General features: G+C 71.7%; 22 protein-coding genes. 8 read left to right on the forward strand and 14 right to left on the reverse strand.

The genetic code is table 11. The annotated features are described in order from the left end of the window. Window positions 1-88 precede the first annotated feature (88 nt). Window positions 89-1,261 carry a cytochrome P450 gene (locus OG199_RS11110; RefSeq protein WP_405829285.1) on the reverse strand — a complete coding sequence of 391 codons (1,173 nt, stop codon included), beginning with the start codon at window positions 1,259-1,261 and terminating at the stop codon, window positions 89-91. Between the two features lie 44 nt (window positions 1,262-1,305). Then, a complete protein-coding gene (locus OG199_RS11115) occupies window positions 1,306-1,977 on the reverse strand; it encodes a response regulator (RefSeq protein WP_401800951.1) in 672 nt (223 codons plus the stop codon). A gap of 156 nt (window positions 1,978-2,133) precedes the next feature. Here OG199_RS11115 and OG199_RS11120 point away from each other — a divergent pair, with 156 nt between their 5' ends. Further along, complete coding sequence (locus OG199_RS11120; RefSeq protein WP_405829287.1) at window positions 2,134-3,162, forward strand: aldo/keto reductase; 1,029 nt, start codon at window positions 2,134-2,136, stop codon at window positions 3,160-3,162. 289 nt (window positions 3,163-3,451) lie between these two features. Here OG199_RS11120 and OG199_RS11125 read toward each other — a convergent pair whose 3' ends face one another. Beyond that, window positions 3,452-4,753, reverse strand: coding sequence for a histidine kinase (locus tag OG199_RS11125; protein ID WP_405829290.1), 1,302 nt, complete (start codon window positions 4,751-4,753; stop codon window positions 3,452-3,454). A gap of 169 nt (window positions 4,754-4,922) precedes the next feature. Here OG199_RS11125 and OG199_RS11130 point away from each other — a divergent pair, with 169 nt between their 5' ends. Continuing rightward, window positions 4,923-5,141 carry a hypothetical protein gene (locus tag OG199_RS11130; protein ID WP_401800958.1) on the forward strand — a complete coding sequence of 73 codons (219 nt, stop codon included), beginning with the start codon at window positions 4,923-4,925 and terminating at the stop codon, window positions 5,139-5,141. A gap of 39 nt (window positions 5,142-5,180) precedes the next feature. Here OG199_RS11130 and OG199_RS11135 read toward each other — a convergent pair whose 3' ends face one another. Both OG199_RS11135 and OG199_RS11140 read right to left on the reverse strand, forming a co-directional pair. Further along, a complete protein-coding gene (locus OG199_RS11135) occupies window positions 5,181-5,573 on the reverse strand; it encodes a ribonuclease (protein WP_356803597.1) in 393 nt (130 codons plus the stop codon). Between the two features lie 87 nt (window positions 5,574-5,660). Then, window positions 5,661-6,566 (reverse strand): DMT family transporter, encoded by a 906-nt coding sequence (locus OG199_RS11140; protein ID WP_405834501.1) that lies wholly within the window; start codon window positions 6,564-6,566, stop codon window positions 5,661-5,663. A gap of 243 nt (window positions 6,567-6,809) precedes the next feature. Here OG199_RS11140 and OG199_RS11145 point away from each other — a divergent pair, with 243 nt between their 5' ends. Further along, window positions 6,810-7,817: a CorA family divalent cation transporter gene (locus OG199_RS11145; protein ID WP_401800961.1), complete on the forward strand. Its 1,008-nt coding sequence runs from the start codon at window positions 6,810-6,812 to the stop codon at window positions 7,815-7,817. 189 nt (window positions 7,818-8,006) lie between these two features. Here the strand turns inward: OG199_RS11145 and alc are convergent, their stop codons facing one another. Both alc and allB read right to left on the reverse strand, forming a co-directional pair. Continuing rightward, complete coding sequence (alc, locus tag OG199_RS11150) at window positions 8,007-9,122, reverse strand: allantoicase (RefSeq protein WP_405829291.1); 1,116 nt, start codon at window positions 9,120-9,122, stop codon at window positions 8,007-8,009. A 141-nt stretch (window positions 9,123-9,263) separates the two neighbouring features. After that, entirely contained in the window at window positions 9,264-10,595 is a 1,332-nt protein-coding gene (allB, locus tag OG199_RS11155; RefSeq protein ID WP_405834502.1) for an allantoinase AllB, read from the reverse strand. A 297-nt stretch (window positions 10,596-10,892) separates the two neighbouring features. Between allB and OG199_RS11160 the strand changes: the two genes are divergently transcribed. Next, entirely contained in the window at window positions 10,893-11,708 is an 816-nt protein-coding gene (locus tag OG199_RS11160) for an IclR family transcriptional regulator (RefSeq protein WP_356803603.1), read from the forward strand. A gap of 30 nt (window positions 11,709-11,738) precedes the next feature. Here OG199_RS11160 and OG199_RS11165 read toward each other — a convergent pair whose 3' ends face one another. Continuing rightward, window positions 11,739-12,032: a hypothetical protein gene (locus OG199_RS11165; protein ID WP_405829293.1), complete on the reverse strand. Its 294-nt coding sequence runs from the start codon at window positions 12,030-12,032 to the stop codon at window positions 11,739-11,741. A 116-nt stretch (window positions 12,033-12,148) separates the two neighbouring features. Between OG199_RS11165 and OG199_RS11170 the strand changes: the two genes are divergently transcribed. Further along, window positions 12,149-13,624, forward strand: a complete 1,476-nt coding sequence (locus OG199_RS11170; protein ID WP_405829294.1) for a PLP-dependent aminotransferase family protein — start codon at window positions 12,149-12,151, stop codon at window positions 13,622-13,624. 15 nt (window positions 13,625-13,639) lie between these two features. Here OG199_RS11170 and OG199_RS11175 read toward each other — a convergent pair whose 3' ends face one another. After that, window positions 13,640-13,954, reverse strand: a complete 315-nt coding sequence (locus OG199_RS11175) for a DUF5955 family protein (RefSeq protein ID WP_356803608.1) — start codon at window positions 13,952-13,954, stop codon at window positions 13,640-13,642. A gap of 198 nt (window positions 13,955-14,152) precedes the next feature. Between OG199_RS11175 and OG199_RS11180 the strand changes: the two genes are divergently transcribed. Further along, window positions 14,153-14,752: a nucleotidyltransferase family protein gene (locus OG199_RS11180; RefSeq protein WP_356803610.1), complete on the forward strand. Its 600-nt coding sequence runs from the start codon at window positions 14,153-14,155 to the stop codon at window positions 14,750-14,752. A 187-nt stretch (window positions 14,753-14,939) separates the two neighbouring features. Beyond that, window positions 14,940-16,565, forward strand: a complete 1,626-nt coding sequence (gene aceB, locus OG199_RS11185; protein ID WP_401800974.1) for a malate synthase A — start codon at window positions 14,940-14,942, stop codon at window positions 16,563-16,565. Window positions 16,566-16,577: 12 nt separating this feature from the next. On the opposite strand, the gene OG199_RS11190 is transcribed toward aceB, so the two are convergent. The 5 genes from OG199_RS11190 to OG199_RS11210 form a co-directional block, all read right to left on the reverse strand. Beyond that, window positions 16,578-16,859 (reverse strand): SelT/SelW/SelH family protein, encoded by a 282-nt coding sequence (locus tag OG199_RS11190; RefSeq protein ID WP_401800976.1) that lies wholly within the window; start codon window positions 16,857-16,859, stop codon window positions 16,578-16,580. A 5-nt stretch (window positions 16,860-16,864) separates the two neighbouring features. Next, window positions 16,865-17,779 carry a HipA family kinase gene (locus tag OG199_RS11195; RefSeq protein WP_356797505.1) on the reverse strand — a complete coding sequence of 305 codons (915 nt, stop codon included), beginning with the start codon at window positions 17,777-17,779 and terminating at the stop codon, window positions 16,865-16,867. A 397-nt stretch (window positions 17,780-18,176) separates the two neighbouring features. Continuing rightward, a complete protein-coding gene (locus tag OG199_RS11200; RefSeq protein WP_405829295.1) occupies window positions 18,177-20,927 on the reverse strand; it encodes a bifunctional YncE family protein/alkaline phosphatase family protein in 2,751 nt (916 codons plus the stop codon). Window positions 20,928-20,931: 4 nt separating this feature from the next. Continuing rightward, window positions 20,932-22,287, reverse strand: coding sequence for an ABC transporter permease (locus tag OG199_RS11205; RefSeq protein ID WP_405829297.1), 1,356 nt, complete (start codon window positions 22,285-22,287; stop codon window positions 20,932-20,934). Beyond that, window positions 22,284-23,225 carry an ABC transporter ATP-binding protein gene (locus OG199_RS11210; RefSeq protein WP_405829299.1) on the reverse strand — a complete coding sequence of 314 codons (942 nt, stop codon included), beginning with the start codon at window positions 23,223-23,225 and terminating at the stop codon, window positions 22,284-22,286. Before OG199_RS11210 ends, OG199_RS11205 begins: the two co-directional genes overlap by 4 nt. Before the next feature lie 248 nt (window positions 23,226-23,473). Between OG199_RS11210 and OG199_RS11215 the strand changes: the two genes are divergently transcribed. Continuing rightward, window positions 23,474-24,271, forward strand: a complete 798-nt coding sequence (locus OG199_RS11215; protein WP_356797513.1) for a maleylpyruvate isomerase family mycothiol-dependent enzyme — start codon at window positions 23,474-23,476, stop codon at window positions 24,269-24,271. Window positions 24,272-24,565: the final 294 nt, after the last annotated feature.

The raw sequence follows: 24,565 nt of genomic DNA on the forward strand, positions 1-24,565 counted from the left end.
CCGGAGCGCGCTGAAACCGGCGTGCACCGACACCGGCGTGCGCGGTGCGGCTCCCGGTCCGGGGCCCGCACCGGCGCGACCGGAGGACTCACCAGCGCACCGGCAGACTGCGTACGCCGCGCATCAGCATCCCGGGCAGCGGCTCGCCCGGGGGTCCGTCGAGCGCGAGGTCCGGGCAGCGCTCCACCAGCGAGCGCAGGGCGACCCGCGCCTCCAGCCGGGCCAGGGGCGCGCCCAGGCAGTAGTGGACGCCGTGCCCGAAGGCGAGGTGGCCGCGTGGGGCGCGGCGGATGTCGAACCGGTGCGGGTCGGGGCAGTGCGCCTCGTCGCGGTTGGCGGCGTCGAGTCCGATCATCACCGGGTCGCCCACCGCGATGGCCCGGCCGCCGATCTCCATCGGCTCCGCCGCGTAGCGGTACGTCGCCGTCTCGACCGGTCCCTCGAAGCGCAGCACCTCCTCCACCGCCCCGTCCAGCAGGGTCATGTCGGTGCGCAGCGCGGCGAGTTGGCCGGGGTGGGTGAGCAGGGTGTGCACCCCGTTCGTGATCAGGTTGACCGTCGTCTCATGGCCCGCGACCAGCAGGATGAACGCCATCCCGCGCAGCTCGCCGCGGGAGAGCCGGTCGCCGTCCTCGGCCCTGGTGCGGATGAGGTCGCCGAGCAGATCGCCGGCCGGGGCCGTGCAGCGCTTGTCCTCGATCAACTCGTCCAGGTACCCGGCCAGTTCCTTCACGGCGGCGAACTCGCCGACGCCGTCCGTCGGGGTCACGATCTCGTTCGACATCCTGCGGAACGCGGCCCGGTCGATGTCGGGCACCCCCAGCAGCTCGCAGATGACGGTGATCGGCAGCGGATAGGCGAAGGAGTCCACGAGGTCGGCGCGCCCCGCGGGGAGCATCGCGTCCAGCAGGTCGTCGGTGATCTGCTGGACGCGGGGGCGCAGGGCCGCCACCCGCCGCATGGTGAACGCGCCGGCGACGAGTGAGCGCAGCCGGGTGTGCTCGGGCGGGTCGGTGACGAGCACATGGCGGCCCATCAGCTCGTCCTCGAGGGAGGTCAGCCCCGTCTTGGTGCTGTCCTTGGACAGTCTCGGGTCGGCGAGGGCGGCCCGCGCCTCCTCGTACCCGACGACGAGCCAGCACTCGTACGCGCCGGGGGCCGGCATGCGCACCCAGTGGACGGGGCCCCGCTCGCGCAGTTCCGCGTACACCGGATAGGGGTCCTTCATGAACCGCGTGCCGTACTCACCCAGGTCGATCATGGCTCCGCCCTCCCGTTGCCCTGAACAACGCGCGGGGTCCGCGCTCAGTGCCCGTCCTCCTCCAGAAGTCCGGCGTCGTACGTCAGCAGGGCGATCTGGACACGGTTGTTGAGTCCGAGCTTGGCGAGGATGCGGGAGACATGGGTCTTGACGGTGGCGACGCTCATGTAGAGCTCGGTGGCGATCGCCGCGTTGGAGGCGCCCCGGCCGACGGCGACGGCGACCTCGCGTTCGCGGTCGTTGAGGACGGCGATCCGTTCGCGGGCGGTGCCGCGGCGGGTGTCGGCGGGGCCACCGGCCGCCTGCTCCATCAGCCGGCGGGTGACGGTGGGTGAGAGCACCGGGTCGCCGGCCGCGACCCGGCGGACCGCGTCGACGATGTCGGCGGGCGGGGTGTCCTTGAGGACGAACCCGGCGGCGCCCGCGCGCAGCGCCCGCAGTACCTGTTCGTCGGCGTGGAAGGTGGTGAGGACCACGACCTGCGGGGCGTCCCGACGGCCGCGCAGCCGCTCGGTGGCCGCGAGGCCGTCGACCGTCGGCATCCGGATGTCCATCAGGACGACGTCCGGGCGGGTGCGGTCGACGAGCGCCTCGACCTCGCTGCCGTCGGCGGCCTCACCGACGATCTCGATGTCGTCGGCGCCGCCCATCATGAAGGACAGGCCCGCCCTCACCAGCGGATCGTCGTCGACCAGAAGCAGTCGGATCGCTTTCATGACGCCTACCGTAGTGATTCCGCCCCGGCGCGTCCGGCGTGCCGATTCCGTCTCCCGGCCCGCGTCCGGCGACTACGGTCGGTTGACCGGGAGCCGACGCGCCACGCCGGCCGACCGTGAGACGTCGTGACAGCAGACCTCAGGAGGAGTTTCCCAGTGCGCTATCGGCTCTTGGGTCGGACCGGCCTTCGTGTCTCCGAACTGTTCCTCGGTGCGATGACGTTCGGGGAGCAGGACGGCGTGGGTGCGCCGAAGGAGGAGTGCGCGCGGATCCTCGACGCCTACGCGGAGGCCGGCGGGAACGTGGTCGACACCGCCGTCAACTACCGTGGCGGGGCCAGCGAGGAGATCGTGGGCGAGTTGCTGAAGGGGCGCCGCGACCGCTTCGTGCTGTCCACCAAGTACACGGTCTCCCGCGACGGCGCGGACCCGAACGCCGCCGGGAACCACCGCAAGAACCTCGCGCTCTCCCTGGACACGAGCCTGCGGCGGCTGGGAACCGACTACATCGACATCTACTGGGTCCACATCTGGGACCGGAACACACCCGTCGAGGAGACGATGCGCGCCCTCGACGACGCCGTACGGTCCGGGAAGGTCCTGTACGTGGGCATCTCGGACGCCCCGGCCTGGGTGGTGTCACGGGCCAACACCCTCGCCGAGTGGCGGGGTTGGTCACCGTTCGCGGCGCTCCAGGTGCCGTACAGCCTGCTGAGCAGGGACGCCGAGCGCGAACTCCTGCCGATGGCCGAGGCGTTCGGCATGTCGATCGCCGCGTGGAGCCCGTTGCAGAACGGCATCCTGTCCGGCAAGTACACCCGGCCGGGCGGTGTGCTCCCGGGCGAGGCGACCCGGCTCTCCCCGGAGGCGATCGGCGAACTGGAGCGGACGGTGGCCGGGGCCGTCCAGACGGCGGCCGACGAACTCGGCGCCTCGCCCGCCCAGGTCGCCATCGCCTGGACCATGGCCCGCTCCCCCGCCGTCCACCCCATCGTGGGCGCCCGCCACGTCACGCAGCTCGTCGACAACCTCGGCGCGGCCGAACTGACCCTGCCCACGGAGCTGGTGACCACCCTGGAGGAGGTCACCGGCTTCCGCACCGGCTTCCCGACCGACTTCATCGACGAGACATCGCCATGGGTGTACGGAACGGCGGGCCACCGAGTGATCCCCCGCACGCACTGAGCCCCGTCCCGAAACCACCCCACACCCAAAACGGGTCGCCGGACCCCGAACCACCGCGGACCCGTACCCGACGACGCACGCGAGGGGCCGTGCCGGTACGTCGCAGCCCGTAGCTCACGCCCGGATCGAGCAGCGGCTCCCCCTGCCCGGCCCACGCCTGATCCAACGGCGCCGGGCTCGACGTACCGGCACGGCCCCGCCCCCACCACCACCCGCTCACGTACCGCGGCGACGGGCTCCACGTACCGACACCGCCCGACACCGCCCCGCCCCGCCGGCTCAGGGACCCTCACCCGCCCCAAGGCAGCCACGCCCGCACCTCGAACCCCCCGTCCTCCTCGGCCCCGTGCGACAACCGCCCACCCGCGAGGGCGGCACGTTCGGTCAGTCCGATCAGCCCCTGCCCGGACCCCGGCACGTGCGGCACCTCCCCCGACGGTGCCGGATTGCGCACGGACACGGTCAGACCGTCCCCGAACCCACCCGTGACCCGGACGGTGACCACCGTGCCCGGCGCGTGCTTGCGGGCGTTGGTCAGCCCTTCCTGGGCGATGCGATAGGCGGTGCGGCCGACGGAAGCGGGCACGCCCGTGGGGTCCGCCACGACCAGATCGAGGACCACCTTCATGCCCGCCTCCCGCGACTCCGCGACCAACGCGTCGAGCGCGGCCAGCGTCGGCTGCGGCCGCCCCGCGTCGTCGGCGTCCCCCGCCCGCAGCACGCCGATGATCTCCCGCAGGTCCTGCAGCGCCTCGTGCGCGCTCTCCCGGATCACCCCCGCGGCCCGCGCGACCTCCGCGCGGGGCGCGTCCGGCCGGAACTCCAGCGCCCCCGCGTGCACGCTCAGCAGCGTCAGCCGGTGGGCCAGCACGTCGTGCATCTCGCGCGCGATGGCCTCGCGGGCCAGCTGCTGCGCCTGCTCGGCCCGCAGCGCGGCCTCCGTCTCGGCCCGCCGCGCCCGGTCCCGCAGACTCAGCATGAGCTGCCGCTTGGACCGTACGAACATGCCCCAGCCGACCACCGCGGCGGTCAGCAGCGCGGTGACCAGCACCGCGGCGAGGTACGGCAGATCGGGGTCGGGGCGCAGCCAGAAGTAGGCGGGGAGCAGGGCGAGCTGGCTCCCGGCGATCCAGGCGACGTACGGGAAGGGCCGGTGCACGGCGAGGGTGAAGAGGGCGACCAGCCCGGCGCCCCCCGCGGTGTTCGACACCAGCCCGACGGGGATCATCGCCACGGCCAGCCCCACCGGCCAGCGCCGGCGCAGCCAGACCACGGCGCAGGCGAGCGCGCCGATCCACTGGTCGGCGACGGCCAGACCGTGCGGGATGTTCGGGTCACCCGTCAGCGTGTCCGCGGCGAGCACTCCGACGACGACGGCCAGCAGAAACCAGCCGAAGTCGACGATCCAGTCGCGCACGGTACGCCGGGGCCGCCCGCCTCTGCCGGTCTGTCCGGGGTCGAGCTCGGCGGCCACGGCCGACGGCAGCAGCCAGCGCGGCCCGGGCAGGAGCAGCGCCGGGGACACCGGCAGGCCCGGCGCGGACAGGTTCCCCGGTATGGACGGGGGATGGTCAGCACTCACGGTCGACAAATCTACGCAGCCGGATCCGCCGTGACCTCTTCCCGCCCGCCATCTCCGACCAAAGTCGCAGGGGCGAGGACTTTCGTCCCTCCCTCTCGCCCCGGGACGGAACTCCGGACGGGAACGCCTCGCCCCGCGGCCGATGAACGTGGGGGGTCCGCGGGGCGAGGGTCTTGCCATGAAGCGAACGGTGAAGCGGTTCCTGGAAGGGCTGGGTGTCGTCGCGCTGGTGCAGGGCGCTCTCGGCCTGGTGCACGGGACGACCGGCCGGCTGCGAGGGTGGGGCCTCGTACAGCGGCTCGGCGTCCTCGACGGCTACGAGAGCTACACGAGCGTCGCGCTCCTCGTCCTCTCGTGCGCGCTGTTCGCCGCCGCCGGGAGCCGGGAGTCCGGCTGAGCACCGACCGGACTCCCGGGCAACCGGGTCACCCTCGGATCAGCAGCCGAAGTTGATCAGCCTGAACGTGACGTAGTGGTCCGAGGTGTAGTAGTCCTCCCGCGTCTTCTTGCCGGTCACGATGCGCTTGGCGCCCCGCGTCGAGGAGCCCGGCGTGATGACGGTGTACTCGTGGTAGTAGCCGGTGGACTGGGTGGGCAGGACACCTTCGCGGTTCTGGAAGACGACCCCGTCCTGCGAGTACGGGAAGGGGCCTCCGGAGGCGATCAGGTCCAGCGTGTCGTACGCCTGCGACGGCAGCTGGCCGTAGCAGATGCTGCCGACCGCGGTCGCCGCGGCGTTGGCGGGCACGACCGTGCTCCCGCCGATGAGCAGCGCGGACATGAGGGCGACGAGGGAACCGATGCGAGTGATTCGTGGGGGGAATCTCATGGCCCCTAGGATGACGCGCGTAGACAGTGACATGTCAATGTCAAGGTCGATGATTTCTCCCGTCGAGTCCGATGAGTTTTCCGCGAGTTAACCTGCCGCCCGGCGTCCCCACACGGTCCCGGCGATGACGAGAACACCGCCCAGCAGCCCCGCCGCGCCCAGCCGTTCGCCGCCGAGCGCGATGCCCGCGGCGGCGGCCCACAGCGGCTCGGTGCCGAGCAGCAGGCCGACCCGGGACGGCGAGGTCCGGCGCACGGCCCACATCTGTACGAAGAAGGCGAAGAGCGTGCAGAACACGGCGAGGAACAGCAGCCCGGCCCACTCCCGCGCCCCGAAGTCCGCGGCCGCGGCCCAGGGCGTGGTGTCGGCGCCGGCCGACAGCAGCGCGAACACCAGCACCGCGGTGCCCAGTTGCACCGTGGTCAGCGGCAGCGCGCCGGCACCCCGGACCGCCCTGCTGCGGGACATGACGAGTACGTGCCCGGTCCGTGCGACGGCCGCGAGCAGCATCAGCAGATCGCCCGGCGAGGGACGGGTGAAACCACCGCTCTGGGTCAGCAGGACCACGCCGAGTACGGAGACTCCGGCGGCGGCGAGGAACCCGCGGGCGGGCCGGACACGGTTCACGGCCGACTCGGCGAGCGGCGTGAAGATCATGGTGAGGCTGATGACGAGGCCCGCGTTGGTCGCCGAGGTGTGCACGACGCCGTACGTCTCCAGAAGGAAGATCCCGCTCAGGATCAGGCCCAGCACGGCGGCCCCGCGCCACTGCGCGGCGCTCAGCGCGCGCAGGGAACGCCATCCCACCGCCACCAGCACCGGCAGCGCGACGGCGAAGCGCAGCACCAGCACGGCGATCACCGTCCGCGCGGTGGTGACGTCCTTGGCCGCGAGGTAACTGGCTCCCCACACCGCCGCGACGAGCAGCAGGGGCAGGTCGGTGAGCCAGGCGCGGCGGGGTGCGAGCGCGCCGGGTACGGCGATCGTCGACATCGGAGCGGTCTCCAGCGGGGCGGGCGCGGGCGTGGAGACGGCACCGGCTCGCACGGGGGAACGATCACCGTACCGGCGGACATGCGTGAGGGCTACGGGTTGCGCGGGTCCGGCGGGGACACGGCAGGTTCCCCGGTCGGCTGCGCGCGGGGCCTTCGGCGGTAGTGTGCGGTGGACGTTGCAGTTTGCACATGCCGAGGCGTCCTGCGCCGTGATCGGGCACGTCATCCACGGTGAGGGACGATGATCGTATCGGTGGTGTCGATGCCTGAGGGCGTCGTCGTGCGCACGGACCTGCGGGGGGCCCGCGAGCGTCTGACGGCCTCCGGATTCGTGATCGTGGACATCGATCTGGGCGAGGAGTCCCCGTCCGAGGACGACCGGCCCCTGTCGCGCCGGCTCGGACTGGACGACGAGATCTGGGAGTGGCTCGGCGAGCGGCAGGAGCACGCGCGCGCCGACTACCACGAGGGGGTGGCCGCGGGCATCGTCCCCGTGGTCTGCGGCGACCGGATCGTCTACGTCCAGATCCACGCGGACGAGGAACACGTGATCACGGTCCACCGTGGCCCCGTGGAGCTGATCGACACCTTTGTCGAACGGCTGCGGCACGACCGGCCCGCCGACTCGGTCACCGCGCTGTATCTGATCCTGCAAGGGGTCCTGGAGAGCTTTCGCCGGGCCGTCACGCTGGCCCATCTGGAGGTCGAGGACCTGGAGGAGGCGATGTTCGAGGAGCGGCAGCCGCAGCACGCCCAGGCGCTGGCCCGGCTGCGGCGGCGCGCGGCCCACCTGCACCGCGCGTTCCTGCCGTACGCCTCGGTCGTCCAGGAGATCCTCGTCCGCCGGAGGATGACCGCTCACGGCATCCCCGAGGAGCGGCGGGCGATGAACAGCTTGCACGAGCACACGGTGCAGCTGGTGCTGCTGGAGATCGAGTCGCTGCGGGACGCGACGCGGCGGGCGGCAGGCAGTTACGCGTCGATCGTCGCCGATCAGCAGAACCTCGTGATCAACAGACTCACCGTCGTCTCGATGATCTTCCTGCCGCTGTCGTTCCTGACCGGGTTCTTCGGCATGAACTTCACCTTCCTGACCAACCGCCTCTCGAGCGAGGACTCCTTCCTGGCGCTCGGGCTGGGCCTGCAGGCCGCTTCCGTGGTCGCCGCGCTCTACTACGTGCTGTACCGCACGCACTGGCGGCAGCTCCGGGGCGGCCGTTCCCGCGGCCCCGCCGACGACCAGCTCTGACGCCTCGCGCGTCGGCGCGGCGGGCCGCGGACGACCTCGGGCGCCGACCGCCGAACCCCGGACCCCGAACGCCGGACCCCGAACGCCGGACCCCGGACCCCGCACGGATCGTCGCGGGTCGTCGGACAGGCGGCCTCAGCCGCCGACCTCCTGATACCCGGCCTCAGGTCCCGGGCCCGGTCTCAGGACTCAGCCGCCGAGCTCCTGGTACCTGGCCTCCAGTCCCGCCGTCCCGTCCTGCGTCAGCGAGCCGAACAGCCGCAGCCGGGAGATGCCGCCGTCCGGGAAGATGTCCACGCGCGCGTGGGTGCCGACGGCGGGCACGGTGAGCGGGAAGCGGTGGTTGGTGTCGGGCTGGAGACGGGTGCGGGGGAGGATCTCCCGCCATTCGCCGTCCTCACCGTCCCGTACCGACACCGACGCCCAGCCCGCGCTGTTGCCCTTCAGATAGGCCGTGTCGATCTCCAGGGCGCGGATCTCCGACCGGGCGACGAGCCGGTAGCGGATCCAGTCGTGCCCGGTGTCACGGCGGCGGCGCGTCTCCCAGCCGTCGTCCATCTTGCGGGAGCGTCCCGGCTGGATGGTGTTGGTGGCGGGCGAGTAGAAGCGGTCGGAGGCGTCCTCGGCCCGGCCGCCGTTCTCCAGGGCGACGACGTCGAAGGTGCCGAGCGCGGCGAGCCACGCCGGGTCGGGGACGACCTCGCCGTGGACCCGCAGGCGCGCGATGCCGCCGTCGGGGTGCTGGTTGACGCGCAGGTGCGTGAAGCGCTGTGGGACGTCGACGGCGAATCCGTTGGCCGCGTGGCCGCCGACCGCTGTGCGCGGGACGAGGGTCGTCCACTTCACGTCGTCCGCCAGCAGCTCCCGCGGCGACGGGGAGCCGGGCATCGACACCCCCTCCACCGACACGGCCTGCGGGTAGTTGCCGCGGAAGTGGGCCGTGTCCACGACGATGCCGCTGATCACGCCGGGCGCGCCGAGGCGGACCAGCGCCCAGTCGTGGTCCTCGGCCGTCGGCCACGGGTGGTCGGCCGAGACGCCGCGCCTGCGGCGGGTCTCCCAGCCGTCCATGATCTTGCCCTTGTGGCCGAAGTGCTCGGGGTCGAACTCGGCGCGTCCGGGCATGAGGAGGTTCTCCCGCTCGGCGAAGAACTCGTCGTTGGCGGCGACGACACCCGCGCCGAGCCGCCGGTCCGCGAGGTCGGCGTCCCGCGCGAACGGGAACTCGGCGGTGCGGTAGTCGGCGTACGGGTCGCCGCCGCCGTAGGGGTTCGCGTCGCCGGTGAAGCGGGGAATCGCCGTCACGATGATCAGGTCTGCCTTTCGGGAGTCGGCCGGTGCGGGCGCACGTGCGGGTGCGGGTACAGCGGGTGCGGGTACGGCGCGTGGCCTCTCGGATGACTACGGGGCCACGGGGCCACGGGTGGCCATGGAAGTCCTGGGCGGTTACGGAAGCCGAGGGTGCCGGGAGAGGAGTTCGCCGGCCGGCTCGGTGAACCGGCCCTCGGACATGACGCGTTCGCCGCGCAGCCAGGTGGACTTCACGACGCCGCTGAGGGTCCTGCCCGCGTAGGCCGTGACCCGGTTGCGGTGTTCCAGCGCGGCGGGGTCGACGGTGAACGTCTCGTCGGGCGCGAGGACGGCGAAGTCGGCGTCGTGGCCCGCCCGGATGGCCCCCTTGCGGTGGTCGAGACCGACCAGCCTCGCCGTACGGGTGGACATCCAGCGGACGACGTCCTCCAGGCCGTGGCCGCGTCTGCGGGCCTCGGTCCAGATGGCCGGCAGGCTCAGTTGCAGCCCCGAGATGCCGCCCCAGGCGGTGGCGAAGTCGTCCGTCTTGAGGTCGGCCGTCGACGGCGAGTGGTCGGTGACGACACAGTCGATCGTGCCGTCCGCCAGCGCCTGCCACAGGAGGTCCTGGTTGGCGGCCTCGCGGATGGGCGGGCAGCACTTGAACTCGGAGGCGCCGTCCGGGACTTCCTCGGCGATGAGCGTGAGGTAGTGCGGGCAGGTCTCCACGGTGAGCCGGACACCCTCGGCCTTCGCCGCGGCGATCACGGGCAGCGCGTCGGAGGACGACAGATGCAGTACGTGCACGCGGGCGTCGAGGCGCCGGGCCTGCGCGATCAGGTTCTCGATGGCGGTGTTCTCGGCGTCGCGCGGGCGTGAGGCGAGGAAGTCGGCGTACCGCCGGCCGCTCCGGTGAGGGGCGGCGTCCAGGTGGTGCGGGTCCTCGGCGTGCACGATCAGCAGGCCGCCGAACCCCGAGATCTCGGCGAGGGACCGGGCGAGCCTGTCCTGGTCGAGCTCCGGGAACTCCTCCACGCCGGACGGCGACAGGAAGGCCTTGAAGCCGAACACGCCCGCGTCGTGCAGGGGGCGCAGGTCCTTGACGTTGTCGGGCAGCGCGCCGCCCCAGAAACCGACGTCGACGTGCGCCTTGGAGCGCGCGACGTCCTGCTTCGTACGGAGGTGGTCGACGGTCGTCGTCGGCGGGAGGGAGTTGAGCGGCATGTCGACGATCGTGGTGATGCCGCCCGCCGCGGCGGCGCGCGTCGCCGTCCAGAAGCCCTCCCACTCCGTGCGGCCGGGGTCGTTGACGTGCACGTGGGTGTCGACGAGGCCGGGAAGGAGGACGTCGTCGCCGAAGTCCTCCAGACGGGCGCCGGGCGGCACCTCGGCGTCGTACGCGAGCACGGCCGTGATCCTGCCCCCGGCGACCGCGACCGCGGCCGCGCGTGTCCCCTCGGGAGTGATGACACGCGTCGAGCGCAGCATCAGCTCGACTCCTCCGACCTCGGACACCCGGACCCCTCTCTTCGCCGCTGTCGCCTTCCGATACCGCTGTTTACTTCCACGTAACGAAATTCAACGTTCTGTTGAAGGAGTCTTCACTCCCGCCTTCCCGCCGTCAAGAGCACGCTCCACCCTTCACCTCGCGTGCGCACTCTCTGGATGTTTCCACAGAATGGAAATAGACTTCCACAAAGCAGAACGTAGTCATGCGCCACCGAGGAGTCAACCGACACCCGGGTAGGCTGCATCACTGCCTGTCAGCCTCGAAAGGACCGCGCCGTGCCGACGTCCCGCGCCAGCGACGCCCCAGCGCAAAACACCTCCGCCAAGTCATCCGCGCCGAGCGGCGGTGTCCAGTCCCTCGAGCGCGCCTTCGATCTGCTCGAGCGCATGGCCGACGCCGGGGGCGAGGTCGGTCTGAGCGAGCTCTCCGCCAGCAGCGGGCTGCCGCTGCCCACCATCCATCGGCTGATGCGCACACTGGTGGTCTGCGGTTACGTACGCCAGCAGCCGAACCGCCGCTACGCGCTCGGCCCCCGGCTGATCCGGCTCGGCGAGTCCGCGTCCCGGCTGCTCGGCACCTGGGCCCGCCCCTACCTCGCGCGTCTGGTCGAGGAGACCGGCGAGACGGCGAACATGGCGCTGCTCGACGGGGACGAGATCGTCTATGTGGCGCAGGTGCCCTCCAAGCACTCGATGCGCATGTTCACCGAGGTGGGCCGCCGGGTGCTGCCGCACTCCACGGGCGTGGGCAAGGCACTGCTCGCGAACACCCCGGCGGACGAGGTGCGCGCGCTGCTCTCCCGTACCGGCATGCCCGCCGCGACGGAGAAGACGATCACCACGCCGGACGGTTTCCTCACCGCGCTGGAGGAGGTGCGCCGGCTCGGCTACGCGGTCGACGACAACGAACAGGAGATCGGCGTCCGTTGCCTCGCCGTCTCCGTCCCCGACTCCCCCACCGCGGCCGCCATCTCGATCTCCGGCCCCGCGGGCCGTGTCACCGAGGCGGCCACGGAGAAGATCGTGCCGGTGCTGCAGCAGGTCGCCGTGGAGCTGTCGGAGGCCTTGGCGAGCTCGGGCCCGAACGCCTGACGGCCCCCCACTCGATGAGGACGTAGGCCCTCAGGCCCTTCCCCTGGGGCGCCACGGCAGCCCGAGCCCGCCACGGCCGACACCGGCCCCGGCCCCGGCCCCGGCCCCGGCCCCGGCCCCGGCCCCGGCCCCGGCGGCCAGCCTGCGCAACCACTCCCCCAGGGACACCCCCGGCATCCGCTCCTCCGCGCGGCGCTGCATCTCCCGCTCCTGGCGATCGGTGAGACCGTGACCGGTGGAGCGGCGATCGGTGGAGCGGTGACCAGCGGAGCGGCGATCGTCTCCGCTCGCCTTTCCGCAGACGTCTCCGGTGTCGATCGGCATCGCTCCGCTCCCCTTCCCGCACCCCTGCGTGGGCCACTTCCCCGCGACTCCCGCCGCGTCCGCGAAGTCTGTACGCTGATTGGCCTGCCCCACAGGGCCAATGCGAGGGAGTTGGCATGGCGAACGGACCGATCGTCCACGGAATGGGCAGGACGCTGGGAAGCCGGCAGCTCGCCGGGCTGCTGTCCGCCGCCCCCCGTACCGACGGCCGCCTCGGATACCGCGCCCTCGCCGACGGGGTCCGCACGCTCCTCCTGCACGGCCGGATCCCGCTGCACGTCCGGCTGCCCGCGGAGCGCGAACTGGCCGCCACGCTCGGGATCAGCCGTGCCACGGTGACGGCGGCGTACGACCTGTTGCGGGAGGACGGGTTCGCGCGCAGCAGGCGGGGTGCGGGGACATGGACGGAGCTGCCCGACGGCCACCGCCCGGCCAATGTGGCTTCCTTCCCGGCCGGCGACGGGGTGATCGACCTGGCCATCGCGGCGCCCGGCGCGCCCGGGACGCAGCTCGCGGAGGCTTTCACGGAGGCAGCCGGACTACTGGCCGTGCGAGCCTCGACCCCCGGCTATCACCCCTACGGGATAACGGAGTTGAGGGCCGCCGTCGCGGAGCGGTTCACCCAGCGGGGCCTGCCGACCCTGCCGGACCAGATCCTCATCACGAACGGGGCCCAGCAGGCCCTCTCGCTGACGTTGGGGCTGCTCGGGCGGCCCGGTGACCGGATCCTGGTCGAGAACCCCTCGTATCCGAACGCGCTCGACACGATGCGGCGCGCGGGGCTGCGCACCACCCCCGTTCCCGTCACGGAGGACGGCTGGGACCCGGGGCTGATCGACTGCGCGCTGCGGCAGGCGGCACCCCGGCTCGCGTACCTGATCCCCGACTTCCACAATCCGACCGGCCGTCTGATGCCGCCCGAACAGCGCCTGGCCGTACTGGAGTCGGTGCGCGCGACGGGTACCTGGCTGGTGGTCGACGAGACGATGACGGACATCGCGCTGGAGGTGCCCTCGGCCGTGCCGTTCGCGTCGCTCGCCCCGCGCGGGATGGGCGAACAGATCGTGACCGTGGGGTCGTTGAGCAAGACGCACTGGGGCGGGCTGCGGCTCGGCTGGGTACGCGCGGGATCGCGGCTGATCACGGAACTGGCGACCGCGCGGGTGCCGGTGGACATGGGCGGTTCGGTCCTGAACCAGCTGGTCGCCCTCGGTCTGCTGGCACGCACGGACCAGGTGCTGGCCGAGCGGCTGCCGCGGCTGCGGGCCCAGCGGGACGCGCTCGCCGAGTCGTTGGGCCGTCATCTCCCCGACTGGCGCTGGAAGTCGCCGCCGGGCGGTCTGTCCCTGTGGATCGATCTGGGACGTCCGATCGCCTCGCCGCTGGCCCGCGCGGCCCTCGCCCAGGGCGTACGCATCGAGGGCGGCGCCCGCTTCGGCGCGGACCCGGGCACCCATGAGTCCCGGCTGCGCTTCCCCTACACCCTGGCGCCGGAGGTGCTCGAGGAGGCCGTACGCCGGGTCGCCGCCGCCCTGGACGGCGGTCTCGACGCGGCCGGCGCGGACACCGGACGCCCGCGCTGGGTCGCCTGACCGCGCCGGGCCCGGCTACCGCAGGGGCGGCCGTCCGAACAGCTCCACCGCGCTCCGCACCTCCGCGAGGCCCGTCGCCAGCGCGCTGACCGAGCCGATCGAGCCGGCGATCAGCAGCAGGGAGCGGCGCAGTCGGGGGATCTCGGGGGCGCCGCTGAGGGCCATCGCGGCGAGCGCCGCGAGTTCGTCCTCGGCGATGCCCCGGTCGGGGAACTCCACCGGGTGCACCGCGAGTTCACGGCGCAGCCGGGAGACGGCGGTCCGCAGTTCCGCCACTCTCGGGTCCTCGTCGCTGCCGGTCACTGACCTCTGCCCCAAGCTCCGCAACACAGCTCTCTCCCCCCTCGCCCACCCCGGCGCGCGGTCGTCTCGGCCGCGCGCCCGCATGTCGTGCGCCCCAGGGCGTCGGTCGGGCACCGAGGGACGCGGGCCAGTAAACGCCACCCGGTGAGGTGGGCGCCACAGCACGGACCGAAATTCAGCCTCCCGAAACCGTGCGGTCGACGCGCGGTCAGGTATGCAGGAGGTATGACGCACAGGGAAGACCAGGTCGCCGGGCTGCTCCTCGCGGCGGGCGGGGGACGACGGCTCGGCGGGCGACCCAAGGCGCTGCTCGAACACCGGGGGCGCCCCCTCGTGGAGTTCGCCGCGGGAGTGCTGCGAACGGCCGGGTGCACACGCGTCCACGTGGTGCTGGGGGCGGACGCCGCCGTCGTACGGGAGCGGGCACGCCTCGACGGATGCGTGCTCGTCGACAACCCGGAGTGGGAGCGCGGTATGGGCTCGTCGCTGCGGGCCGGGCTCGGCTCGCTCGACGGCACGGGCGCGCGGGCGGCGCTGGTCTCGCTGGTCGACCAGCCCGGCATCGGGCCCCGGGCGGTCGCCCGGGTGCTCGCCGCGTACCGGGACGAGACCTCCCTGGTCTCGGCCGCGTACGACGGCACGCGTGGCCATCCCGTCCTCTTCGGCGCCGCCCACTGGGCGGGCATCGCGGCGAGTGCGACCGGCGACCGCGGGGCACGTGCCTACCTCGAGGAGCGGGCCGCGGCGATCACCCTCGTCGAGTGCGGGGACGTGGCGAGACCGTACGACATCGACACGGAGGACGATCTGGGACACCTTGAGTGAGCGGCGTGGCACTGAGCGCCATAGTGCCTCGACCCGGAGAATCTCGATATCAACAAATCATTGAACTTCCACCATGAGGAAACTACTATCCACTGTTCAGAAGCGCCGTGCTGCTCTCCAGGCGCTCACTGCCCTGCCCGGGTCGCCTGGCACCCGGTGCCACGCTCGCTGAAGGAAGTGACAGCTCATGTCCGCACCAGCGCCGTCCCCGCTGGCCATCGTCGACGCCGAGCCCCTGCCCCGGCAGGAAGAGGTCCTCACGGACGCGGCCCTCGCCTTCGTGGCCGAGCTGCACCGGCTGTTCACGCCCCGGCGTGACGAGCTCCTCGCCCGCCGCGCGGAGCGCCGCGCCGAGATCGCCCGCACCTCCACGCTCGACTTCCTCCCGGAGACCGCCGCCATCCGCGCGGACGACTCCTGGAGGGTGGCCCCGGCCCCGGCGGCCCTGAACGACCGCCGGGTGGAGATCACCGGCCCCACCGACCGCAAGATGACCGTCAACGCCCTCAACTCGGGGGCCCGGGTGTGGCTCGCGGACTTCGAGGACGCCTCCGCGCCCACCTGGGAGAACGTCGTCACCGGCCAGCTCAACCTGACCGACGCCTACACCCGGAACATCGACTTCACCGACCCGAAGTCCGGCAAGTCGTACGCCCTGAAGGCGGACGAGGACCTCGCGACCGTCGTCGTGCGACCGCGCGGCTGGCACCTGAACGAGCGTCACCTCGTCGCCGCGGACGGCACGCCCGTGCCCGGCGCGCTCGTCGACTTCGGCCTGTACTTCTTCCACAACGCGCAGCGGTTGATCGACCTCGGCAAGGGCCCGTACTTCTATCTCCCGAAGACGGAGTCGCACCTGGAGGCCCGCCTCTGGAACGACGTCTTCGTCTTCGCGCAGGACCACCTCGGCATCCCGCAGGGCACGGTCCGCGCGACCGTCCTGATCGAGACGATCACGGCCGCGTACGAGATGGACGAGATCCTCTACGAACTCCGCGACCACGCCTCCGGGTTGAACGCGGGACGCTGGGACTACCTCTTCTCCATCGTCAAGAACTTCCGTGACGGCGGCCAGAAGTTCGTGCTGCCGGACCGCAACGCGGTCACGATGACGGCCCCGTTCATGCGCGCGTACACCGAACTCCTCGTCCGCACCTGCCACCGGCGCGGCGCGCACGCCATCGGCGGTATGGCGGCGTTCATCCCGTCGCGGCGCGACGAGGAGGTCAACAAGGTCGCCTTCGAGAAGGTCAAGGCCGACAAGGACCGCGAGGCGGGCGACGGGTTCGACGGCTCGTGGGTGGCCCACCCGGACCTCGTCCCGATCGCGATGGCCTCCTTCGACGCCGTACTCGGCGACCGGCCGAACCAGAAGGACCGGCTGCGCGAGGACGTGTCGGTCGCCGCCGGCGACCTGATCGCCGTCGACTCGCTCGACGCCAAGCCCACCTACGGGGGTCTGGTCAACGCCGTCCAGGTGGGGATCCGTTACATCGAGGCCTGGCTGCGCGGCCTCGGCGCGGTCGCCATCTTCAACCTGATGGAGGACGCGGCGACGGCGGAGATCTCGCGCTCGCAGATCTGGCAGTGGATCAACGCGGGTGTCGTCTTCGAGAACGGCGAGAGCGCCACCCCGGAGCTCGCCCGCAAGATCGCCGCCGAGGAACTGGCCGCCATCCGCGCCGAGATCGGCGAGGAGGCCTTCGCCGCGGGCAACTGGCAGCAGGCGCACGACCTGCTGCTGACGGTGTCCCTGGACGAGGACTACGCGGACTTCCTCACGCTGCCCGCCTACGAGCAGCTCGTCGGCTGAGCCGTCGAGCCGTCATCTCTCCGAGTGGCCCAGGGATCTGCCCGGGGCCACTCGGTCGCGTACGAGCCTCTTGACCGCCGTGGGCTCCGGGAAGCCCTGCTCACGGCGGTCCCAGACGACCTCGTCGTCGACCCGGACCACGAAGACGCCGCCCGTGCCGGGCTTGAGGGACAGCTCACCGAGTTCGGTCTCGAACGTGGTCAGCAGTTCCTGCGCCAGCCAGGCCGCGCGCGGCAGCCAGCGGCACTGGGTGCAGTACTCGATCTGCACGCGGTGAGCGCTTGCCGAGGGCATCGTGGTCATTCGAGGTGCACCGACCAATCCTGTTCCGCCGCCGGTCTGCCGTGCAGGTCCGGCACCCGCTTGAGCCAGTTCGGCCGCCCCCGCTCGGTTCGCGCCGCCCGGTCCGCGTCCTCGGCGGCGAGCTGTTCGCGGCTCGGGAAGTCCGTGGGCAGCCAGGCCGCCGACGCCTTCACCCGGGCGAGGAGATAGCCGACGTACGCGTCCCGGGCCTCGTCGGGGGTCTCGAAACCGGGCTCGTCCGCGAGCCAGGCGTCCGGCACCTGGGCCGTGACCTCCCGCAGCAGCTCCTCCGTCACCTTGGGCGCGAACTCCGCGTCCGCCGCCCGGGTGTCCGGGGCGCAGCCGCCGAGCGCGTGGTGCCGGAAGTCGTAGGCCTTCTCCGGCGCGGAGGCGTCCCAGCGGTGGTGGAAGACGAGGGCGGCGCCGTGGTCGATCAGCCACAGCCGCGGCGGCGCGATACCGAAGGTGGGCCAGATCATCAGGTTCGAGCTGTGCACCGTGCGGTCGACGTTGACCGTCAGGGCGTCCAGCCAGATCACCCCGCCCGCCTCCAGCGGGTCGACGGCGAAGGTGCTGGCGACCTCCGGGGTGAAGTCCCGCGCGCCCGGCAGATAGTCCATCCCGAGGTTCACCCCGGCGCTGGCGCGCAACAGGTCCTGGACCTCCTGGTGGGGCTCGTGCTCGGCGACCGCGGGGTCGAAGTGCACGAGGACCAGCTCCGGGAAGCGGAGCCCGAGGGCGCGCGCCAGCTCACCGACGATCACCTCGGCGACCAGCGCCTTGCGGCCCTGCGCGGAGCCCGTGAACTTCACGACGTACGTGCCCAGGTCGTCGGCCTCGACGAGTCCCGGCAGCGAGCCGCCCTCGTGCAGGGGCGCGAGGTAGCGAGTGGTGGTGACCTCTCTCAGCATGTCCTCAGGTCACCTGTCCCTTCCACCTTGCCCTCCACCACCGGCTCCGGAGGTGCCGCACGACGGGATGTGCCCGCCGTCGGCCCCGGAGAGAATCCGCTTCGGCACGAAGTGAGCATAGTAACCGAGGGTGATCGCCGGCGAGCAGGTGCCCGAGCCACCGTGCCGTGGTCACCACGGACCCTCCCGCCTCCAGCATGATCGAGGCGCGGGTGGGCCGCAGCACGTGGAAGCCGTCCTTCGGCGCCGCTTCCCCCTGCCGGTGCGCCGGCCCCCTGCGGGCTCGTCGCTCCCCCGGCGGACGGCGCCGGGAGAGCGAAGCGGCTCCTGGCCGGCGGTCATGCCGGCCAGGAGCCATTTCACCCGATCTGCCGGGGTCAGCCGGGATCAGCCGGGATCAGCCGTCGGATTCGGCCGAGGGGATGTAGGCGCCCGGCACGTCCTTGGGCGCGAAGATCTTCTTCTCGCCGGGGTACGGCTGCTTCCAGTTGTGGGTCTGGTACCAGGTGAGGTGGTTCATCTGCGCGGGGTTGGCGTAGTCGGGCACGGCATGGGGTCCGGTGAGCCGCTGCCGCGACTTCCAGGTGTCCCACTGCGACGCGAGCGACTCCATACCGGCCGGGACCTTCGCCGTCGGCACCGCCGCCGCCTCGGGGTCCTGCGGCGCGGGGGTGTCCGTACCGCAGGACGGCGGCGTCGCCAGACCGTCGGTCAACGAGGTGCGGTTGGCAAGGGCGTTGAACGGCTTGAGGTTCGCCTTCTTGGTGAACGCCCCGCTCATCGGGGTGGCCGCGCTGTCCTTCTGGTTCATCGGGTGGATCCCGAGGATCTGCTCGATGGTGCGGATCATCGTGATCTGCGAGTAGTAGTGGCTGTCGACGCCGCCGTGCTGGGCGTAGGGGCTGATGATCTGGATCGGGGCACGGTGGCCGTCGACGTGGTCGAGGCCGGCCTGGGAGTCGTCCTCGACGACGAAGATCGCGGAGTCCTTCCAGTACGCGCTGTGCGAGATCTCGTCGACCATCCTGCCGACCGCGAGGTCGTTGTCCGCCACCTGCGCGGCCGGGCTCGCCGGACCGCCCGTGTGGTCGCTGGAGAGCCAGAACATGTTCAGGTTCGCCGGGCCGTTCTTCTCGAAGTCCTGCTTCCAGATCTCCTCCCGGTAGACGTCCGGGACGCTGGTGTCGAACTTCGGGAAGCCGGGAACCGACACGCTGTTGAGCGACGGGATCGGTGACGAGGAGACCAGGGAGTACGCGGAGGGCTGCCCCGTCGCGCTCATGTTCCTGGCGTCGCAGTACAGGTTCTGCCAGGTCGAACCGGTCGGCTTGGTCAGGAACTGGTGGAACTCGCCGAAGTCACGGACCGTCTTGTCGGCCGCCTGCGCGCCGGTCCAGAGGAATCCTGACTTCTGGTGGCCGAGGGCGTCGTCCTCGGTGTCGTAGCTGCGGAGGTACTCGCCGGCCGAGGACTCGGTGTACTCGGGATTGTCGGCCTGCATCAGCCAGTTGTGTCCCTCGGCCGAGTTCGTGCCGATGTCGTACGTGTTGTCGTAGAGCCCGAACTGCTCCGCGAGCGCGTGCTGGTTCGGTGTCACGTTCTCGCCGAACTGCGTCAGCGTCGGATCGCCGTCGCCCCGCGGGATGTCGCCGAGGACCTGGTCGTAGGTCCGGTTCTCCTTGACGATCATGAAGACGTGCTTGATCGTCGAGGGGTCGCCGAGCTTCACCGGGACGGGTACCGGCTTGGCCTTGCTCCTGCCCTTGGCGAGCTTGACCGAGTTGTCGGTCCAGCCGTTCTGCTGGAAGACCTTGTCCGTCTCGGACTTGATGGTCCTGTCGCTGGGCAGCGTGAAACGGGTCAGGCTCGACGTGGTGTCGTGGGTGCCGTGCCCGGCGCTGGTGGTGGATCGGCGGGCGTCGATACCACGGGTGTTGGAGACCACCACCTGGTCGCCGACCGTGGCGATCTCCGCGGGGAAGTAGTCCGTGGGCAGCAGACCGACGTAACTGACCGGCTCCTGCGGGCTCGTGTACCGGTAGACGGCGACCGCGTTCGCGCGGCCGAGCGTCACCAGCAGATGCCCGTCGTCGGTGAGCGTCACCGCGTCGGGCTCGTAACCCACCGACGCCTCCGGCCACGGCCGGGTGGCGATGGTCTGCACGACCTTGTCGTTGGCGGTCCTGATGACCGACACGTCGTTGGTGGCGGTGTTGGTGACGAACACCGCGCCCTTCTTCGCGTACAACGCGGTCGGGTGCAGACCGACGTTGACGGTCTTGACGGCGGCAGTCGGCTTCTTCAGGTCGATGACGGTGACCGTGCCGGTGGTGGTGGCGCCGGTCACCGGGTCGGCGGGCACCTGCGTGTTGTAGGAGTTGATGGTGGTCTCGCCGGGCCTCGCCGGACGCCCGCCCTCGTTGCTGACGTACAGCTTGCCGCCGGCCACGACCATGCCGCGCGGCGCGTTCCCCACGGCCCAGCTCTGCTGGACGGCGCCCGTCGCCGCGTTGATGGCGACCACTCGGTTCTGGCCGTTGACCGCGGAGTACACGGTGGCCCCGTCGGATGAGAACACCGCGGCACCGACCAGCGCGTGCTTGGGGCCGTCCGCCGGGATCGAGATGTTGACCGGGCCCGTGACGCTGCCGTCCGGGTTCACACTGAACCTGGTGTAGCCGTCGGTCCGGCCCAGCCACAGCTGCTTGCCGTCGGGCGAGTACGTGGGACCTTCCTGGCCCACGTCGTTGCCGCTGATGCGCGGAACCGACGACGCGGCGCTGCTGACGAGCTGCTGCACCTTCCAGGTCTTGAGGTCCACGATCGACAGCGCGGCACCACCATCGGTGACCGAGGCCGCGAGGTGGGTGCCGTCCGGGCTGACCGACGACGACATGATCTTGCCGTTGCCGATGACGAGTCGGTCGCCGTACGGGGCGATGTGCTGGTCGCTGGAGATGACCTGACCGTGACCAGTGGTCTGGCCGACCTGCTCGGTGCCGAACTGCCGTGTCTGCGCGAGAGCGGTGCCGGCGGCGGCGACGGCGAGGACGGTGATGCCGACCGTCACCAGGGGTATGCGGCCGATACGTCTGCCGAGAAGGCCCGGACGGTCCCTCTGGACACGCCTGCGGCGTGTTACCTGCATGGAGTCATCCCTTCGTGGTGCCGAGCAGTTCGACATTGCCGTCGAACTGCCAGAGCGGATTCGGTGCGTCCCCGATCGGGGTGCGCACCAGGAAGTAGCCGTTCACTTCTTTCGGCCCGTCGCCGTCGGCGACGAACCGCCCGTCCGGAGTGACGTCGAGCTGGTAGACGGCCGTGCCGGTGGCCACGACGTCCGGAAGATGCCAGGACACGACACAGCGCCAGTCGTTGCCCGCTCCCTGCGCACCGTCCGCGACGTCGCCCTTGGTGCACGCCGCGGAGGCACGCAGCTGTGCTTCGGTGACGGCGGGGCGGTTGAGCTCCTCGGCCTGCTGGCGATAGAGGTGGGCGAACGCCACGGCCACCGAGTCCTGCACCTTGGTCTGCTCGATTCCCGAGCCCGTCGCCCCGGTCGCCCCGGCGACGACCCCGACCGTCAGGGCGAGCAGCCCGGCGAGCGGCAGTGCTCCGGCGACGAGAGCACGGCGGGGCGACCCGTCATCGGTGAGATTGGTGAAGTCCCGCCGCAGGAAGAGCACATAGGCCAGCGCCGTCGCGACCACGGCCCACACCGAACTGACCACGATGCCGATCAGGAGCGGGCGCCACTGCGCCGTACTGGTGAACAGGCCGTTCCAGGAGATGAAGGCGTACCCGGGCAGCGCGAGACGCACGGCGACGGGCAACGGCAGCATCTGGGCGATCTGCATCGCGAGCGCGACGAGCGCCGGCAGCAGCAGGCCCATCGGGGAACGGCCCAGCGTGACGGACCCGAGCAGTCCGATCGCCGCGAGGGCGAGCGTGGGGGCGAGTGCGCAGGCCCAGGCGAGGAAGACCTTGCCCGCGGCGTCGCCCGCCGTCAGCAGGTGACCGTCGAGGCCGACCAGCGGCCGGTTGCCGACCGCCGCCACCCCGCCGACCGCGCTGGAACACACCATCCCGGCCACGAGCGACAGGATGACGGTCAGGCTGGCCAGGGCCTTCGCAGCGAAGATCCGCCGGGGTGACCGGACCGCCACCAGAAGGTGGCGCCAGGTCCCGAGACGGTCCTCGGAGGCGAACACGTCACCGGCGACCAGTGAGGTCAGGAGCGGGAGCGCCCAGGTGCCCGCGAAGCCGAGGACCACCAGTGGTCCGGCCCACCCGGTGGCGTGCATCCAGCGGCCGAAGAGGGTGTCGACGGGGAGCGAGTCCTGCTGACTCACCGCGGCGACGAAGAGCGCCGGCGCGATCCAGCAGGCGAGGATCACCAGGCGGATCCGCCACTGCGAGAGGAGCTTGACCAGCTCGAAACGGTAGCCGCGTGCCACCGACACCCTCGGGGCGCCGACAGTGACGTTCTCAGTGAGGGTCGCGGTCATCGGGCCGCCTCCTGCTGCTCGGTGAGGGCGAGGAACGCGGCCTCCAGCGGCGACACCACGGGGGCCAGCTCGCGCAGCGCGATCCCCGCGTGCACGAGCCGCACCACCAGCTCATCCATGGCAGGCACCAGCCCGCGCACCACGAGCACCTCCGCGGCACGCTGCGCCCCGGCCTGGCCGACGACCTGGATCCCGGCCGTGTCGGCGGCCAGCCGACGGGCGGCCTGCGGATCGGAGGTGAGCACCCGGTAGTCGAGTTCACGGTTCTCGGCGGCCAGCTTGCCCAGCGGACCGGAGAAGACGACCCGCCCGGTCGCGAGGATGGTGACCTCGGAACACAGGGCCTCGAGATCGTCCATGCGGTGGCTCGAGAGCACCACGCTGGTTCCCTCCGCCGCGAGCCGCGCGAGGACACCGTGGACATGTTTCTTGCCGGCTGGATCGAGACCGTTGGACGGTTCGTCCAGTACGAGGAGTCGCGGCTTGGTGAGCAGGGCGGCGGCGAGACCCAGCCTCTGACGCATCCCCAGGGAGAAGCCGCGGGCCCGGTCGTCGGCGACGTCGGTCAGCCCGACCTGATCGAGCACGTCGTCGATCCCCGCCGTCCTCGCCTCGCGGCCACGCAGGGCGGCCAGCGCGGCGAGGTTCTGCCGTGCGGTCAGCGAGGGGTAGAGACCCGGCCCGTCCACGAAGCCCGCGACGCCCTCGGGGGCCGCGAGCGCGCGCCCGACCGGCGTGCCCAGGATCTCGAGACGGCCGCCCTCGGCCACGGCCAGACCCAGCAGGAGACCGAGCAGGGTCGTCTTGCCCGCGCCGTTCGGTCCGACCAAGCCGTGAATCTGTCCCTGCGTCACATCCAGATCGATGCTGTCGAGTGCGACGACGTCGCCGAAAGACTTGGTGATCTCACGCGCCCGGATTGCGGGGAGAGTGTCCATGAGTCCCTTCCTCAGAAGCCCTCAAGGACCCTAGGTGTGGCGTACACCGAAGTCAGGGACGGCGAGTTGAACGGTCACGGAACGGGAGACGACTCGTATCCGCCGTACCGATGTCCTGCTTCCGTTTGTTCCGGGCATGTCGTCAGTTCCACGGATTCCAGAAGGAACTGACGTTCCGTCGGGTTGCGCACCCGCTGCCCTGTGAAAATCCCTGTCCAATGGTCGGAACGCGGTGATAGAGAGTCCCTGTGACGACGACGCTTGACTTCCCCGAACTCCTGCGGCTGATCGACGAACGGTCGACCGCCTTCCGTGCCGCGGTCGCCTCCGCGCCCAGCCTCGACGTGCAGGTGCCGACCTGCCCGGAGTGGACGCTGTTCGATCTGGCGGAGCACATCGGCGAGGGGCGCCGCGCCTGGGCCGCCACCGTCGCCGCAGGGCCTGCTCCGGCCAAGTCCGCGGCAGAGGGCGCCCCGGCCGCGCCTCGGGAGCGCGAGGCCCTGCTGGCCTGGTTGGCGGAGTCCACGGGGCAACTGGTGGACGCGCTGCGGGAGGCCGGCCCGGATCGCGGTTGCTGGACGTGGTGGGGTGCGTCCCAGTCGCCGCGGACCTGTGGCGCCGTCGCCCGGCACCAGCTCCAGCAGCTCGCGGTGCACACCTACGACGCCCAGGTCACCACGGGCGCCCCGCAGCCGCTGCCGAGCGAGGTGGCACTCGACGGTGTCGAGGAGTTCCTGTTCACCTGCGTCGCGACGACGAGTGCCTGGCCGCACAAGCCCACTGCCTTCGACTTCCACGCCAACGAGGGCCGCTCGTGGCGCCTCACGGTCGACAGCGACGGCGCACGCACCACCCGTGTCCCCGCGCCCGGCACGACGCCCGCCACCGCTGCCCACGAGGACCCGGACGCGGCCGGCGTCTCCGTCCGCGGCACGGCCGGTGAGCTGGTCCTCTTCGTGTACGACCGCATCCCGGCGGACTCTCTGCGGATCGACGGAGACGCAGGTCTGTTCGACCTGCTCCGCGCGTGGGAGCCGGAGGAGTAGGACGAGACGACGCGCCACCTCCTCCGCCCCGAGGCCATGCCTCCGGTCGACGGCCACAGCCACGCCGTGGTGGCCCGGGTCCGCTGATCGCGGTCTCCGGCCGGCTCCGTGGAGGCCGTGCCGCCCGACGCCGCGGCCGCTTCACCGGCGTCCGGCGTCCGGCGTCCGCAGCACCTTCCCGGCACCCGGCAGCGGGCCCTGCGCGTGCGCCCAGGGCCTCCGCCCTCGCACGTCTCCTGCGCGGCGCCACCGCGGAGACGGCGCCTGGAGGCGCTCAGTCGTCGCGTGACATAG

It is taken from the genome of Streptomyces sp. NBC_01176, from assembly GCF_045039825.1.
Classification (GTDB): Bacteria; Actinomycetota; Actinomycetes; order Streptomycetales; family Streptomycetaceae; genus Streptomyces.